Source organism: Variovorax sp. 350MFTsu5.1 (assembly GCF_048302515.1).
GTDB classification, from domain to species: Bacteria; Pseudomonadota; Gammaproteobacteria; order Burkholderiales; family Burkholderiaceae_C; genus Variovorax; species Variovorax guangxiensis.
In genome coordinates this window covers 5,983,249-5,998,364 of sequence record NZ_CP157620.1, presented here as the reverse complement: position 1 = coordinate 5,998,364, position 15,116 = coordinate 5,983,249, and the positions used below count along the sequence as shown (strand labels likewise).

The following is a 15,116-nucleotide window of genomic DNA, read 5'->3' as shown; positions in this document are numbered from 1 at the left end:
GGAGCCTACCCGGCCATGCAACGCGACGACGCTTTCCTTCGCGCATGGCGCGACACCGCGACCCGGGCCCTCGACCCCGAGGACGATGATCGCGGGCGTCCGCCACTGCAATTCCGCACCCTCTGGATCTCCGACCTGCACCTGGGCACGCCCGGCTGCCAGGCCAGGGCCCTGCTCGATTTCCTCAAGCACACCGAGTGCGAGACCCTGTTCCTGGTCGGCGACATCATCGACGGCTGGCAGCTCAAGCGGCACTGGTACTGGCCGCAGGCGCACAACGACGTGATCCAGAAGCTGCTGCGCAAGGCGCGCAAGGGCACGCGCGTGATCTTCATCCCGGGCAACCACGACGAGTTCGCCCGCAAGTACCTGCACCACAACTTCGGCGGCATCGACGTGGCCGAGGAGTGGATCCACGAGACGGCCGACGGCCGCAAGCTCTGGATCATCCACGGCGACCTGTTCGACGGCGTGATCCAGTGCGCCAAGTGGCTGGCCTACGTGGGCGACTCGCTCTACGAATTCACGCTCAAGCTCAACCGCCACCTCAACTCGCTGCGCGCGCGCATGGGGCTGCCTTACTGGTCGCTGTCCAAGTACCTCAAGGGCAAGGTCAAGCGGGCCGTGAGCTACGTGGGCGACTTCGAAGTGGCCGTGGCGCGCGAGGCCAGCAAGCGCGGCGCGCAGGGCGTGGTCTGCGGCCACATCCACCATGCCGAGATGCGCGACATCGACGGCATCCTCTACTGCAACGACGGTGACTGGGTCGAGAGCCTGACGGCGCTGGCCGAGCATGCCGACGGCACGCTGGAAATCATCGACTGGGCCAGGCACATGCCCGTGCCCGCGAAGGCGGCGCCGCAGCGCGAAGCCGTCGCCGCCTGAGCGCGGTGCGGCCGGCCGTCAGCCCTTGCGATCGGGGCCGTTCGCCGTCGCGTGGCCCAACTGCTCGCGCCAGGCGTCGTAGTGCCTGAACATGCTCTTGCCCAGCTCGTCCATCCACAGCCACCAGGCCAGCGCGAGCTTCTCGGGGCCGTCGGCTTCCGGCAGGTTCTGGAAAAGGGTGGAGGCGGCGGCAGGCGGTTCCGGCAGTTCGTAGTCGCACAGCCGCTCGACGCTGGCGTGCGGGAAGCCGGGAATGACAGTGCTCACTGCGGTGCTCCTTCAGCGCGGCGCATTTTTTTGCGCCCGGAACGACTCCCCGGCAGATTGAAGCAGGAAGCGGCACGGCGGCGTATCGGACTATCCCGGATGAAAACAGAAGTCCACTGGAATCCGTAGGTCGCTGGCGGCCAAACCACGTTCGTCCGATCCGACGATGCCACCAGCCCCCGCCGGCATCACACTCGCCGCAGCATCCCGAATGGAGACGACAAACACATGGCCTGGGCACTCACGGCCGCGGAAACCGCATTCCGCGACGAGGTTCGAGACTTCCTCGCGCGCGAGCTGACGCCCGAGCTGCGCGCCGCCGGCCGGCGCAGCTCGGGCATCTTCAGCGACTACGAATACGGCAACCGCTGGCACCGCATCCTCGCCAGGCGCGGCTGGAGCGTGCCGCACTGGCCGGTGGAGCACGGCGGCACCGGCTGGACGCCGATGCAGCACTACATCTTCTCGGCCGAGCTGGCGGCCGCCGACGCGCCGGCGCGCGCGCCCATGGGCCCGGGCATGGTCGCGCCGGTGATCATCGCCTTCGGCACCGAGGCGCAGAAGCGCGCCTGGCTGCCCGGCATCCGCTCGGGCGAGGACTACTGGTGCCAGGGCTACTCGGAGCCGCAGTCGGGCTCCGACCTGGCCTCGCTGCAGTGCAAGGCCGTGCGTGAGGGCGACCACTACGTCATCAACGGCACCAAGATCTGGACCACCCACGCCCAGTACGCCAACCGCATGTTCTGCCTGGTGCGCACCGCGTCGGGCGGCAAGCCGCAGCAGGGCATCAGCTTCCTGTGCTTCGATATCCCGGCGCCGGGCATCACCATCCGGCCGATCATCAGCATCTCGGGCGACCACGAGCTCAACCAGGTGTTCTTCGACGACGTGCGCGTGCCGGCCGAGGGGCTCATAGGCGAGGAGAACCAGGGCTGGACCATCGCCAAGTACCTGCTGCAGCACGAGCGCGGCGGCGCGTGGGCGCCGATGCTGCGCGCGCGCCTGCGCCGCCTGCAGCAAGCTGCCGACGCGGCCCTCGCGGTGGGCGACCCGCACGAGGCCGACGACATGGCACTGCGCCTGGCCGAAGCCGAATGCGCCATCGACGCGCTCGAGGCCACCGAGCTGCAATCGCTGCGCGCGCAGGCCCGCGGCGAGCCGCACGGCATCCGCCCGTCGATGGGCAAGGTGCTGGGCTCCGAGCTGCGCCAGCGGCTGACCGAGCTGGGCGTCGAAATCGCCGCCCACTACGCCGCCGCCGACCTTCCGCTGGACGACGGCCTGCAGGGTGGCGCGCTGCCCGTTCCCGAGGACGCCGTGTTCTCGATGTCGGCCTACCTCAACGACCGCGCGGCTTCGATCTATGCGGGCTCGAACGAGGTGCAGCGCAACATCGTCGCTGCCCACCTGCTGGCGAACTGAGAGAGAGGCCGCTCCATGAACGCCACCACCGAACGCGACGACACCCTGGCGATGCTGCGCGACAGCCTCGCGCGCTACCTCGACGACAACCACGGCTTCGAGCAGCGCCTGTACGTGCTGCGCAAGGCCGACGACGCACCGCCGCCGTTCTGGCGCGGCCTCGCCACCGATCTCGACCTGCTGCGCGCGCCACTGCCCGAGCCGCAGGGCGGCCTCGGCGGCGGCATGGCCGCGCATCTCGCGATGATGGAAACGCTGGGCGGCGCGCTCGCCGCCGAGCCTTATCTGTCGACGATGGTGATCGGCGCCGGCCTTTTGCAGCGCAACCCCGGTGCGCAGGCCGATGCGCTGCTCGCTCGCGTGGTCGCCGGCGACGCCGTACTCGCCTTCGCGCATGCCGAGCCGCAGAGCCGGCACGACCGCGCCGACGTGCAGGCCCAAGCCGTGCGCGATGCCGACGGCTCCTTCCGCCTCGACGGCCGCAAGGCCGTGGTGCACGCCGCGCCATGGGCCAGCCACCTGCTCTTGAGCGCGCGAAGCGGTGCCGGCCTCTCGCTCTTCGTCGTTCCGAAGAACGCGCCCGGCCTGCGCCTTCGCGCCTATCCGACGCGCGACGGCGGCCGCGCAGCCGACATCGCCCTCGACGACCTGCGCCTGCCCGCCGATGCCTTGCTGGGCACGGAAGGCGCCGCGCTGCCGCAGATCGAACAGGCGCTCGACGAAGCCACGCTCGCCGTCTGCGCCGAGTCCGTCGGCGTCATGCGCCGCCTGATGCGCGACACGCTCGACTATGTGCGCCAGCGCAAGCAGTTCGGCGTGCCGATCGCGAGCTTCCAGGTGCTGCAGCACCGGCTTGCCGACATGCACATGGCACTGGAGCAGGCGGCGGCGCTCACCGCCAGCGTGGGTGAAGCCATCGACACGGCATCCGCGCCGGAACGCGCACGCGCCGTTTCGTCCGCCAAGGTGGCCGCCGCGAAGGCCTGCAAGGCCGTGGGGCAGGGCGCGGTGCAGCTGCACGGCGGCATGGGCATGACGCAAGAGCTGGCGGTGGGCCACTACGTGCGCCGCGCCACGCTCATCGAAGGCCAGTTCGGCCCGCCTTCGTGGCATCTGCGGCGCGTGGCGAAGCTGCGTGCCGCCGCCGCGATGGCATAGCGCCGCGCATTCGTCGCTTTCGACGATGCGGCGCCGTGGGCCCGGCGCCAAGATGCCTCCACACACAGGAGACGCACCATGGCTGGTCCACTGCAAGGCCTTCGGGTGATCGAGATGGCGGGCATCGGCCCGGGGCCGTTCTGCGCGATGCTCTTTGCCGACATGGGGGCGGAGGTGATCCGCATCGAGCGGCCCGGCACCCGCACCGCGCCGCACGACATCCTCGCGCGCGGGCGCAGCACGCTGCAGGTCGATCTGCGCGCGGAAGGCGCCGCGCAATCGGTGCTCGACGCCATCGCCAGGGCCGACGTGCTCATCGAGGGCTTCCGTCCTGGCGTGATGGAGCGGCTGGGGCTCGGTCCCGCCGAGTGCCACGCGCGCAACCCGCGGCTGGTGTACGGCCGCATGACCGGCTGGGGCCAGCACGGGCCGCTCGCGCATGCGGCGGGCCACGACATCAACTACATCGCCATCAGCGGCGCGCTGCACGCCATCGGCCGCGCGGGCGAGCCGCCGGTGCCGCCGCTGAACTACGTGGGCGACTTCGGAGGCGGTGCGATGCTGCTGGCCTTCGGCATCCTCGCCGCGCTGCACGAGGCCAAGGGCTCGGGCCAGGGGCAGGTGGTCGACGCCGCCATGACCGACGGCGCGGCGCTGCTGTCTTCCATGATGTACGGCTTCAGGTCGGCCGGCCAGTGGAGCAACCAGCGCGGCGAGAACATGCTCGACGGTGGCGCGCACTTCTACGACACCTACGCCTGCGCCGACGGCAAGTACGTGGCCGTGGGCGCCATCGAGCCGCAGTTCTACGCGCTCCTGCGTGAGCGCTGCGGCATCGCCGACGACACCGCCTTCGACGCGCAGATGGACGCCGACCGCTGGCCGCTGCTCAAGCTGCGCATGGCCGACGTGTTCCGCACCCGCACGCGTGACGAGTGGTGCGTGCTGCTCGAAGGCAGCGACGCCTGCTTCGCCCCGGTGCTCGACTGGGACGAGGCGCCGGAGCATCCGCACAACGTGGCGCGCGGCACCTTCGCCAACGTGGGCGGCGTGGTGCAGCCCGCGCCCGCGCCGCGCTTCAGCCGCACCGCGCCGATGGTGCCGCAGCCCACGGCGCGCGACGACGGCCCGACGGTGCTGCGTCGCTGGGGCGTGGCGGCGGAAGCCATCGCGCCGCTGTGCGGCGCCTGAGAAAAAGAACGCAAGAAGAAGACAAGAACGGAGACAGCCACCCATGTTCCTCACCCAACCCCTGCACAAGGGCCGGCGCGAGAAGCCGAACGCCACAGCCATCGTCTGCGGCGTCACGCGGCTGGACTTCGCCACGCTCGCCGATCGCGTTGCGCGCCTGGGCGCCGTGTTGAAACAGCTTGGCATGGGCAGCGGCGACCGCGTCGGCATGATGAGCCTCAACTCGCACCGCTTCGTCGAATACTTCTTCGGCACCTGGTGGGGCGGCGGCGTGATCAACCCGGTCAACATCCGCTGGAACCCGAAGGAGGTCGCCTACTCGCTGGACGACTGCGACACCCGCATCCTGCTGGTGGACGACCTGTTCGTGCCGATGGTGCCGGCGCTGCGGCAGCTCTCGGCCTCGCTGCGCACCGTGGTCTATTGCGGCGACGGCGCGGTGCCCGAGGGCACGGTGGGCTACGAGGCGCTGCTGGGCGAGGCGCAGCCCGTCGAAGATGCGCCGCACGCGCCCGACGAGCTCGCCGCCATCATGTACACCGGTGGCACCACCGGGCAGCCCAAGGGCGTGATGCTCACGCACGGCAACCTGTGCATCAACGCGCTGAGCACTGTGGCGGCGCTTCCGCGCGACGCGCAGAACGCTGTGGCCCTCGTTGCCGCGCCCATGTTCCACGTGGCCGGCTGCGGCGCCACCATCCAGAACATGCTGCGGCTCACGCCCACGCACGTGCTGCCGATGTTCGACGAGCTGGCCGTGCTGCAGGCGGTGCAGTCCGCGCGCATCACCGAGATGTTCATGGTGCCGACGATGATCAAGCGCGTGGTCGAGCATCCGCGCTTCGCGGAGTTCGACCTGTCGAGCCTGCAGCTGCTGTTCTATGGTGCCGCGCCCATAGACGCCGCGCTGCTCGACCAGGCGATGCGCGCCATTCCCGGCGCCGCCTTCGCGCAGGTCTACGGCATGACGGAGCTGTCGCCCGTGGTCACGGCGCTCTCGCCGCACTGCCATCTGCCCGGTCCTGACCGGGATCGCCTGCTGCGTTCGGCGGGCACGCCGGTGCCCATCGCCGAGGTGCGCATCGTCGACGGCGAAGACAACGAGCTGCCTCCCGGGCAGGTCGGCGAGATCGTCGCGCGCGGCCCGATGGTGATGAAGGGCTACTGGAACAAGCCCGGGCAGACCGAGGCCGCGCTGCGCGGCGGCTGGATGCACACCGGCGACGGCGGCTACATGGACGAGCAGGGCTTCGTCTACGTGGTCGACCGCATGAAGGACATGATCGTCAGCGGCGGCGAGAACGTCTATTCGGCCGAGGTCGAGAACGCCATCGCGCAGATGCCGCAGGTGCTGATGTCTGCGGTGATCGGCGTGCCCGACGACAAGTGGGGCGAGCGCGTGCACGCGGTGATCGTGCGGCGCGAGGGCATGGCGCTGGAAGCCGAGGCCGTCATCGCCCACTGCCGCGAGCACATCGCGAACTACAAGTGCCCGCGCAGCGTGGAGTTCCGCGACGCGCTGCCGCTCTCGGCGGCCGGCAAGCTGCAGAAGTTCCAGCTGCGCGAGCCCTTCTGGGCCGGGCGGGAACGGCGCGTCGGCTGAGGCCCGGGACGCAAGAATCAGAGAAAGAAAGCAAAGGAAGACAACATGGCCATCGATTTCCGCCGCTCGTGGAGCGACGAAGACCTGGAGCTGTACCGCGACAACGTGGTGCGCTTCATCGAGACCGAAGTGCTCCCGCACGACGAGGAGGCCCGCAAGCGCGGCCACGTGGGCCACGAGGTGTGGCGCAAGGCCGGCGCGCTCGGCCTGCTGTGCGCCGACATTCCCGAGGAGTACGGCGGCGCCGGCGGCGACTTCCGCCACGAGGCCGTGTTCTACGAGGAGATGTCGTGCCGCGCGCTCACCGGCATGGCGACCTCGGTGCACAGCATCGTGGCGCACTACTTCCTCAACCACGGCACCGAGGCGCAGAAGCGCCACTACCTGCCGCGCATGGCGCGCGGCGAGATGGTGGGCGCCATCGCCATGACCGAACCCGGCGCAGGCTCCGACCTGCAGGGCGTGCGCACCCGCGCCGAGAAGAAGGACGGCGGCTATGTCGTCAACGGCTCCAAGACCTTCATCACCAACGGCTTCCTGGCCGGCGTGGTGCTGGTGGTGTGCAAGACCGACCCGACGCAGGGCGCCAAGGGCACGTCGATCCTCATCGTGGAGACCGAAGGCTGCGAGGGCTTCCGCGTGGGCCGCGTGCTCGACAAGATCGGCATGAAGGCGCAGGACACCTCCGAGCTCTTCTTCGACGACGTGCGCGTGAGCGCCGACGCGCTGCTCGGCGGCGTGGAGGGCCAGGGCTTCTTCCAGCTCATGAGCGACCTGCCCTACGAGCGCACCATCATCGGCCTGAGCGCGCTGGCCACCATGGAAGGCGCCTACCAGGCCACGCTCGACTACGTGCGCGACCGCAAGGCCTTCGGCAAGCCGGTGGCCGAGTTCCAGAACACGAAGTTCAAGCTCGCCGAGATCGCCACGCAGATCAAGGTAGGCCGCGCCTTCATCGACCGCTGCATCGAGGACCTCGTGGCCGGCAGGCTCGACACCGCGACCGCCTCCATGGCCAAGCTCTGGGGCTCGGAAGCACAGGGCCGCGTGGTCGACGAATGCCTGCAGCTCTTCGGCGGATACGGCTTCATGAACGAATACATGGTGGCGCGCATGTACGCCGACGCGCGGGTGCAGCGCATCTACGGCGGCACCAACGAGATCATGAAGGAGGTGATCGCCAGGGCGCTCTGAGCCCTGGCTTTCCAAGTTGGGGCGCTCTGAGCCCCGGCCGGGTCACGACAGCCGCCTGATTTCCGCCCGCGCGATCTCGCGGTGGGGATACGAGGGCGACAGGCCGATGAACTGCGTGTACTTCTCGCGCGCCGCCTCGGGGTTGCCCGCGTCCTCCAGTTCCAGCGCCTCCATCGTGAACTGGGTGAAGAGCCGGTTGGCGTCGCTTTCGCGCGATGTGGCGGCCAGCGTCTTGGGCTGCAGTTCCGGCTGCGCGGCGTAGATCTGGCGCTGCACCTCGATCACCTCGATCAGGGCGCGGCCGATGCGCTGAATATTCTCGTCCACCGGGCCGAGGTCGGTGGCGTGTACTTCGGCCGCGGCCTGGTCCATCAGGTGCGACGCCACGCGCAGCAGCTGGTGCAGTTGCTTGTGCCTCATCGGCGAGCCGCTCCGCGCGCACAGCCGCTCCCCGGCTTCGCAGTCTTCGCGAAGCCTTTTTCTTGCAATGACCTCATCAGTTGTTCCGCCGCGCGCCGGATGCCGCTCGGGCTCCCTGCTCGGCTTTTCCTCTCTGCCGTTCTTCTTGGTTGCCGGTCGCCCGCCGCTTGTCGGCGAGCTGGTTCGCACGCTCGGCGATGGCCATGTTCTTCGCCACCTCCGCGCCGTATGTCTTCACCGAAAAGGCCTTGCTCACGCTGCCCTTGCCCGCCGTGTAGGTGATGGCCAGCCAGTAGCCGGGGTGGCTGGGGTTCGGCGTCTTGAAATGCACGCCGCTCACGCCGCTGGTGTTGTTGCGCCGGGTGATCTCGGATTTGGAGCGCTTGGGCTCGCGCGGCCCGGCGGGGTGGGCCGACAGGCCCATGCGGATCGCTTCCTCCGCCGGGTGGATGTGCGCCAGTCCCGTCATGCGCTTGAGCTGCAGCGCGCGTTCCTGGATCGCCAGCGCCTGCGCGGCGTCGCCGAGCTCGGCGACGGAGAAATCGGTGCGCAGGATCTCGTCGGGCGCGATGTAGGTCTTGGCCATCCAGGCCCGCACGCGGCCGCCCGGCGCGAGATGGTGAAACACGCCGGTCACGCCGGTGCTGTTGTTGGCGCGGGGCTTCTCGGCGCGCGCGCTGCGCGGCTGTGGCGGCACGCTGCGCACGATGTGGTCGCGCCAGTCCTGCGCATGGAGCAGCGCCTGTTCCGCGCCGCCATAGCTGGCCTTGCCGAACAGCCTGTGATGGCGCACGCCGTTGCGGACGATGGAAACTTCGAAACCCCAGGACCTGGAGTAGATGCCATACATGGCTGCCGGGTTCGGGACACCTTTGGGCATTCTCGACGTGATGCTGCTACTTCCGTACTCAGCATCGCCGATGCTGATTCCGATGGGCTCCCCGGCTTGCGCGTCTCGCTTCGGCGCGCATATTTCGCAGCTATTCTGGCCGAAGCGCCGCCACGAATTCGCTCGCACGCAACAGATCGGAAAAATATCTTCGCGGGAGCGCGCCGGGCGCGCATATCCGCCGGCAGCCGCGCCAACGGAGCCGGTCCCGGAAGCGGGCGGGTTCACTGCGGCGGCCTTGTCCCGCCGGCAGCCATGCCGTGCTGCAGCGAGGACGCCTGCGAAGGCTGGTCGAGCAGGAAGGGAATGGAAAGCGGCGGCGTCCTGGCGGCGACGCTGCTGTCCTGCTGCAGGAACGCGAGCTTCTCCTCGAGCTGGCGCTGGCGCTCCTCGATGGCCAGCTGCTTCGCCTTCTCGGGCCCGTGCTCCTTGATGGAGAAGGCCTTGCTCACGCTGCCGCGGCCGGCCGTGTACGTGATGGCGAGCCAGTAGCCCGGATGGCCCGGGTTCGGCGCCTTGAAGTGCACGCCGCTCACACCGCTCGAATTGGTGCTGCGCCTGATCTCCGACTTCGAGCGCTTGGGGGCCAGCAGCCCGGCGGGAGCGGACGGCGGGCTCGTGCGGATGCTCTCCTCGGCCGGATGCAGCTTGGCGAGCCCGTCCATGCGCTCGAGCTGGCGCGCGCGCTCCTCGATGGCCAGCGCCTGCGCCGCCTCGCCCACCGTGTTCACGGGAAAGTCGGTGCGCAGGATCTCGTCCTGCCCGATGTAGGTCTTGGCGACCCAGGCCCGCACCCTGCCGCCGGGCGCGACCTGGCAGAACACGCCCGACACGCCCGTGGTGTTGTTGATGCGCAGTTTCTCGGCCCGCGTGCGCCGCGGCACCGGCGGCACGCTGCGGACCACGCCGTCGCGCCATTCCTGCGCCTGGCGCAGCGCCTGCGCGTCGCCGCCGTAGCTGGCGCGGCCGAACTGCTGGAAGTAGCGCTTTCCGTTTCGCACGATCGACACCTCGTAGCCCCAGCTGCGAGGGTAGATGCCGTACATGGCTGCGGGGTTGGGGATTCCTTTGGGCATGGTGCTTCGGCTTGAGTCCGCTCTCTGGTTCTTGCATGGCTTCCTGCCGGGCGCCTCGGGGTGCGGCGCCAGGCCGGGATTCCCATGCGCCGCGATGCGCCTTGCGCTATCGCGGCAGTTGGAACACAGAGGGAAATGCTAGGGACGCAGGCACCGGCGGGGTATCACCGGAATCCGTAGTTCAGGGGGTGCGCGGTGCCTGAAAAAGGCCGGATGTAAGGCTATCGGATGACACCGAGCCTGCGCGCGATCGCCACCGCCTGCGTCCGGCTCTTCGCGTCCAGCTTCATGTTGATGTTGCGCAGGTGCGTGCGCACGGTGCTGTCGGACACGAAGAGCTTCTCGGCCATCGCGCTGTTCGAGTAGCCCTCGGCCAGCAGCTGCAGCACGCGGATTTCCTTGCGCGTGAGCGGCTCCTCGATGGCGTCGCCGGCCGGCGCTTCCGACTCGGCCGGTGCCGCCATCGGCCCCACGGCCTGCAGCAGGCGCTGCAGGTGGTCGGCGAGGATCGGGTCGCCGCCGCCTTCCTGCATCGCGGCGGCGCAGCGGTGCACCAGCGTGCCGACGGCCGGGCCCTCGTCGAGGATCAGCCGCATGAAGCCTTCCTGGCTCGCGGCCTGCAGCACCTCTGCGAACTCCTCGGTGGCGGCGGCCGGGTCGCCGGCGCGTTGCAGGGCGAGGGCGCGCAGCACCCTGAGCTTTAGCGCGCGGCGGTTGCGGGCCACGGCGAGCGCGGCGTGCAGTTCGGCGTCGAGCACCGAGAGCGCCATGCGCGCGTCGCCGAAGGCGATTTCCCAGCGCGCCTTGGCGAGCGCCAGATAGTCGAGGTCGTGCGCGGGCAGGCGCTGGCGGCGCTCGCGTTCCCACAGGGTGGGGTCGTCGGCGCGCAGCAGCTCGTCGTGCGAGGCCGGGCCGTTGCCCTGCAGCAGCAGCATGCGCGAGCGCTCCAGCTTGGCGCCCGCCACCACGCGCGGCAGCTGGCGCGCGTGGCCCAGGTACTCGAGCTCGGTGAGCGCCTGGAAGGCCGCGTCGATGTCGCCCGCGTGGAAGGCCAGCCGCGAGCGCATCGCGTGGCTCAGGATCATGTGGTCGGGCAGGCCCACGTCGCGCGCCAGCGGCAGGTAGACGTTGAGCAGCCGCTCGGCCTGCACCAACTGGTTGGTCTCGTAGACGGCGCCCGCATACAGCACGCCGGCCCATGCGTTGCCGTGGCTGTGGTTGTACGACACGGCATGCGTCGAATCGACCGCCATGCGCAGCCGCGCGGTGGCCTGCCGCAGCCGGCCTTCGTGCAGGTCGAACAGGCCCGCAAGCGACTCGGTGTACATGCGGTTGAAGGCGCTGTTGCCCTGCTCGCGGCGGGCCGCGTCGAGCAGCCGCCGCGCCTCGTGCTGGTCACCGCGCACCGCGAGGATGTGGGCCATGGCGTTGAGCAGCACGCTGTCGGCGAAGGCCAGGCCGGTGGGCAGGCGCGCCAGGCTCAGGCGGCCGGCCTCGTAGGCTTCGTCGTGGCGGTCCTGCATGGCCAGCAGCAGCGGCACCAGCGTGTGGGCGCTCGCGCGCACCTCGGCGATGGGGCTGTCGAGGCAGCCCGATGCGTCGAGCTGCCGCATCGCGTCCCATGGGCCGTGGGTGAAGCAGGTGGCCCACAGCGAGATCGGCTGCAGGAAGGGGTGCTCGCGCAGCTGGTGCTCGGGAATGGCCGAAAACCAGCGCGCCAGCATGCGCATGCGGCCTTCCTCGAGGAACTGCGCGGCATGGTGGTCGAGCAGATTCAGCGCATGCGGATGGTCGCCGCCCTCGATGGCGTGGTCGATGGCGGGCACCGGGCGGCCGTGCGACTCGTACCAGCCCGAGGCCGCGAGATGCAGGCGCGCCGGCTCGCCGGGCATCTCGCGCGCGAGCTGCGCGCGAAGGAAGTCGGCGAAGAGGCTGTGATAGCGCCACGCATCGCCGTCGCCGCTCATCACCGGCGTGAGGAAAAGGTTCGACGCGGCCAGCCGCTCGAGGATGGCCGCGCAGTCCACGCGCGGGCACAGCGCCTGGCACACCGATGCGTCGAGCTGCCGCAGGATGCTGGTGCGCAGCAGGAAGTCGCGGATCTCCTTGGGCTGGTGCGCGAGCACGTCCTCGGCCAGGTACTCGGCCACCGCGCGGTCGGAGCCCGAGAAGCGCTCGACAAAAGCAGTGGCGGTGGCGGTCTCGGTGCCGGTGCCGTGGCGCTCCAGCGCCATCGAAGCGAGCCAGATCGCCGCCACCCAGCCCTCGGTCTTGCGGTGCAGCAGCGAAAGCATTTCGGGTGGCAGCGCCTGGCGCGGGCCGAAGAAGGCGCCGGTCTCCTCCAGGCTGAAGCGCAGCCGGTCGGTGTCGATCTCGGTGAGCTGCCCGCGCGCGCGCAGCCGGCCCAGGCCCAGGTCGGGCAGGCTGCGCGAGCCGATCACGATCTGCCCCCGGCGCGGCAGGTGCTCGACGATCTCGCGCACCAGCCCCAGCACGGCCGGCTCCTGCACCCGCTCGAAGTCGTCGAGGAAGAGCGTAAAGGGCGACTCGTGCGCCGCCAGCGCGGCCACCGCGTCGAAGGGGTTGCTGTTGTTGCCGCGCGCCTCCTCCACGCCCAGGCGCTGCACGGCCTCGGCCAGGCAGTCGAGGAAGCGCGAGACGTCGTTGTCGGCCCGGTCCAGCGTGAGCCACGCGGTGGCGATGCCCCGCGCCTCCATGCGCTCGCGGATCTGCGCCATGGCGGTGGTCTTGCCGAAGCCGGCCGGCGCGCGCACCAGCACCAGCTTCACGGCCGCCGAGGCGACCTCCTCCCCGATCGCGGTGCGCGGCACCTGCGTGGCGACGAAGGCCGGGGGATTGAGCTTGGTTTCGAGGATGCGGGGTGTGGGCGGCTGCATGCGGCGCTGAAATCCCGTCGTTTCCGACGATGTGTGCGGCCGATTCTGCTTCCTAAACTGGATGTGGACAAACCATTCAAGACACCTCAAGGACACCAGCAGATGCAACTCGATTCCAGCATTGCGGCCGTCGTCACCGGCGGCGCCTCGGGCCTGGGCGCCGCCACCGCGCGCAGCCTCGCGGGCCACGGCGTGAAAGTCGCGCTCTTCGACCTCAACGCCGAGCAGGGCGAGGCGCTGGCGAAGGAACTCGGTGGCATCTTCTGCAAGGTCGACGTCACGTCGGAGGAACAGGTGGACGCCGCCTTCGCCAGGGCGCGCGCGGCGCACGGCCAGGAGCGCGTGCTGGTCAACTGCGCCGGCACCGGCAACGCGGTGAAGACCGCCAGCCGCGACAAGGCCACCGGCGAGATCAAGCACTTTCCGCTCGCGAATTTCGACCGCATCATCCAGATCAACCTGGTCGGCACCTTCCGCTGCATCGCCAAGTCGGCCGCCGGCATGCTCACGCTCGGCATGCTGCAGGACGGCGAACGCGGCGCCATCGTCAACACCGCCTCGGTGGCCGCGCAGGACGGCCAGATGGGGCAGGCGGCCTACACCGCATCGAAGGCCGGCATCGTCGGCATGACGCTGCCCATCGCGCGCGACCTGATGAGCGAGGGCATCCGCGTCAACACCATCCTGCCGGGCATCTTCGACACGCCGCTGCTGCAGGGCGCGCCCGACAACGTGAAGGCGGCGCTGGCGGCGTCGGTGCCGTTTCCGAAGCGCCTGGGCAACCCGGCGGAATACGCGACGCTGGCGGAGCTGATGATCACCAACGGCTACTTCAACGGCGAGAGCGTGCGGCTCGACGGGGCCATCCGCATGGCGCCGCGCTGATCCGATCCCTACATCCACACAGATACAGACAGGAGAACTCGCATGCCCGAAGCCTTCATCGTCGCCGCCGCGCGCACCGCCGGCGGCCGCCGCAACGGCCGCCTCGCCGGCTGGCACCCGGCCGACCTCGCAGCGCAGGTGCTCGACGCGCTTGTGGAGCGCACCGGCGCCGACCCGGCGCTGGTCGAGGACGTCATCATGGGCTGCGTCGACCAGGCCGGCGAGCAGTCTTCCAACATCGCGCGCAACGCGGTGCTCGCTTCGAAGCTGCCCGAATCGGTGCCGGCCACCTCGGTCGACCGGCAGTGCGGCTCGTCGCAGCAGGCGCTGCATTTCGCGGCGCAGGCCGTGATGTCGGGCACCATGGACATCGTGATCGCCGCCGGCGTGGAAAGCATGACGCGCGTGCCCATGGGCATGCCCGTCACGCTGCCGCTGAAGAACGGGCTGGGCTTCTACGTGAGCCCGCTCATGGCAAAGCGCTATCCCGACGTGCAGTTCAGCCAGTTCACCGGCGCCGAGATGATCGCCAGGAACTACGGCATCGAGAAGGACGAGCTCGACCGCTATGCGCTGGAAAGCCACAGGCGCGCCATCGCGGCGACGAAGGCCGGCCACTTCGAGCGCGAGATCGTGCCCGTGGCGGTGCGCATGGCCGACGGCGCCGAGCCCGGCGAGCAGCACACCGTGGACGAGGGCATCCGCTTCGACGCCACGCTGGAGAGCATCGCCGCCGTGAAGCTCATCGCCGAGGGCGGGCGCTGCACCGCGGCCACCGCCAGCCAGATCTGCGACGGCGCCAGCGGCCTGATGGTGGTGAACGAGCGCGGCCTGAAGACGCTGGGCGTGGAGCCGCTCGCGCGCATCCACCACATGAGCGTGATGGGGCACGACCCGGTGATCATGCTGGAGGCCCCGCTGCCCGCCACGCAGCGCGCGCTGAAGAAGGCGGGCATGAAGATCTCCGACATCGACCTGTACGAAGTCAACGAGGCCTTCGCGCCGGTGCCGCTGGCCTGGCTGCAGACGCTGGATGCCGACCCCGCGCGGCTGAACGTGAACGGCGGCGCGATCGCATTGGGGCATCCGCTGGGGGCGTCGGGCACCAAGCTCATGACCACGCTCGTGCACGCGCTCGGCCAGCGTGGCAAGCGCTACGGCCTGCAGACCATGTGCGAGGGCGGCGGCATGGCCAACGTGACCATCGTCGAGCGGCTGTGACGGCCTTG

13 protein-coding genes are annotated in these 15,116 nt (G+C 69.9%); 8 read left to right on the top strand and 5 right to left on the bottom strand.

Annotated elements, in window-relative coordinates; genetic code table 11:
• Window positions 1–15: 15 nt before the first annotated feature.
• On the top strand, window positions 16–885 hold the full coding sequence (locus ABL843_RS27235; protein ID WP_418117988.1) for a UDP-2,3-diacylglucosamine diphosphatase: 870 nt from the start codon (window positions 16–18) through the stop codon (window positions 883–885).
• Between the two features lie 18 nt (window positions 886–903).
• On the opposite strand, the gene ABL843_RS27230 is transcribed toward ABL843_RS27235, so the two are convergent.
• Window positions 904–1,152, bottom strand: coding sequence for a hypothetical protein (locus ABL843_RS27230; RefSeq protein WP_126023668.1), 249 nt, complete (start codon window positions 1,150–1,152; stop codon window positions 904–906).
• A gap of 228 nt (window positions 1,153–1,380) precedes the next feature.
• Here ABL843_RS27230 and ABL843_RS27225 point away from each other — a divergent pair, with 228 nt between their 5' ends.
• From ABL843_RS27225 to ABL843_RS27205, 5 genes are all read left to right on the top strand, one after another.
• Window positions 1,381–2,574, top strand: a complete 1,194-nt coding sequence (locus ABL843_RS27225; protein WP_418117987.1) for an acyl-CoA dehydrogenase family protein — start codon at window positions 1,381–1,383, stop codon at window positions 2,572–2,574.
• A 15-nt stretch (window positions 2,575–2,589) separates the two neighbouring features.
• Entirely contained in the window at window positions 2,590–3,732 is a 1,143-nt protein-coding gene (locus tag ABL843_RS27220; RefSeq protein WP_418117986.1) for an acyl-CoA dehydrogenase family protein, read from the top strand.
• Window positions 3,733–3,810: 78 nt separating this feature from the next.
• Window positions 3,811–4,923 (top strand): CaiB/BaiF CoA transferase family protein, encoded by a 1,113-nt coding sequence (locus tag ABL843_RS27215; protein ID WP_418117985.1) that lies wholly within the window; start codon window positions 3,811–3,813, stop codon window positions 4,921–4,923.
• Between the two features lie 43 nt (window positions 4,924–4,966).
• Window positions 4,967–6,526 carry a long-chain-fatty-acid--CoA ligase gene (locus ABL843_RS27210; protein ID WP_418117983.1) on the top strand — a complete coding sequence of 520 codons (1,560 nt, stop codon included), beginning with the start codon at window positions 4,967–4,969 and terminating at the stop codon, window positions 6,524–6,526.
• 45 nt (window positions 6,527–6,571) lie between these two features.
• Window positions 6,572–7,720, top strand: a complete 1,149-nt coding sequence (locus ABL843_RS27205) for an acyl-CoA dehydrogenase family protein (RefSeq protein WP_418117982.1) — start codon at window positions 6,572–6,574, stop codon at window positions 7,718–7,720.
• 42 nt (window positions 7,721–7,762) lie between these two features.
• Here ABL843_RS27205 and ABL843_RS27200 read toward each other — a convergent pair whose 3' ends face one another.
• From ABL843_RS27200 to ABL843_RS27185, 4 genes are all read right to left on the bottom strand, one after another.
• Entirely contained in the window at window positions 7,763–8,140 is a 378-nt protein-coding gene (locus tag ABL843_RS27200) for a hypothetical protein (RefSeq protein ID WP_126023662.1), read from the bottom strand.
• Between the two features lie 76 nt (window positions 8,141–8,216).
• Window positions 8,217–9,020 (bottom strand): AP2 domain-containing protein, encoded by an 804-nt coding sequence (locus tag ABL843_RS27195; protein ID WP_311737042.1) that lies wholly within the window; start codon window positions 9,018–9,020, stop codon window positions 8,217–8,219.
• Between the two features lie 233 nt (window positions 9,021–9,253).
• Complete coding sequence (locus ABL843_RS27190) at window positions 9,254–10,105, bottom strand: AP2 domain-containing protein (RefSeq protein ID WP_418117981.1); 852 nt, start codon at window positions 10,103–10,105, stop codon at window positions 9,254–9,256.
• Between the two features lie 221 nt (window positions 10,106–10,326).
• On the bottom strand, window positions 10,327–13,002 hold the full coding sequence (locus tag ABL843_RS27185) for a LuxR C-terminal-related transcriptional regulator (protein ID WP_418117980.1): 2,676 nt from the start codon (window positions 13,000–13,002) through the stop codon (window positions 10,327–10,329).
• A gap of 102 nt (window positions 13,003–13,104) precedes the next feature.
• On the opposite strand from ABL843_RS27185, the gene ABL843_RS27180 reads away from it, so the two are divergent.
• Together ABL843_RS27180 and ABL843_RS27175 are read left to right on the top strand one after the other, a co-directional pair.
• On the top strand, window positions 13,105–13,887 hold the full coding sequence (locus ABL843_RS27180; protein WP_418117979.1) for an SDR family NAD(P)-dependent oxidoreductase: 783 nt from the start codon (window positions 13,105–13,107) through the stop codon (window positions 13,885–13,887).
• Between the two features lie 42 nt (window positions 13,888–13,929).
• The gene (locus ABL843_RS27175; protein WP_418117978.1) at window positions 13,930–15,108 is read left to right on the top strand and encodes an acetyl-CoA C-acetyltransferase; all 1,179 of its coding nucleotides are present in this window, start codon (window positions 13,930–13,932) and stop codon (window positions 15,106–15,108) included.
• Window positions 15,109–15,116 lie beyond the last annotated feature (8 nt).

Coding starts and splice junctions, on each gene's coding strand:
- ABL843_RS27200 (WP_126023662.1), bottom strand. CDS start 8,140: ATGAGGCACAAGCAACTGCACCAGCTGCTGCGCGTGGCGTCGCACCTG.
- ABL843_RS27210 (WP_418117983.1), top strand. CDS start 4,967: ATGTTCCTCACCCAACCCCTGCACAAGGGCCGGCGCGAGAAGCCGAAC.
- ABL843_RS27190 (WP_418117981.1), bottom strand. CDS start 10,105: ATGCCCAAAGGAATCCCCAACCCCGCAGCCATGTACGGCATCTACCCT.
- ABL843_RS27175 (WP_418117978.1), top strand. CDS start 13,930: ATGCCCGAAGCCTTCATCGTCGCCGCCGCGCGCACCGCCGGCGGCCGC.
- ABL843_RS27235 (WP_418117988.1), top strand. CDS start 16: ATGCAACGCGACGACGCTTTCCTTCGCGCATGGCGCGACACCGCGACC.
- ABL843_RS27195 (WP_311737042.1), bottom strand. CDS start 9,020: ATGCCCAAAGGTGTCCCGAACCCGGCAGCCATGTATGGCATCTACTCC.
- ABL843_RS27185 (WP_418117980.1), bottom strand. CDS start 13,002: ATGCAGCCGCCCACACCCCGCATCCTCGAAACCAAGCTCAATCCCCCG.
- ABL843_RS27225 (WP_418117987.1), top strand. CDS start 1,381: ATGGCCTGGGCACTCACGGCCGCGGAAACCGCATTCCGCGACGAGGTT.
- ABL843_RS27205 (WP_418117982.1), top strand. CDS start 6,572: ATGGCCATCGATTTCCGCCGCTCGTGGAGCGACGAAGACCTGGAGCTG.
- ABL843_RS27215 (WP_418117985.1), top strand. CDS start 3,811: ATGGCTGGTCCACTGCAAGGCCTTCGGGTGATCGAGATGGCGGGCATC.
- ABL843_RS27180 (WP_418117979.1), top strand. CDS start 13,105: ATGCAACTCGATTCCAGCATTGCGGCCGTCGTCACCGGCGGCGCCTCG.
- ABL843_RS27220 (WP_418117986.1), top strand. CDS start 2,590: ATGAACGCCACCACCGAACGCGACGACACCCTGGCGATGCTGCGCGAC.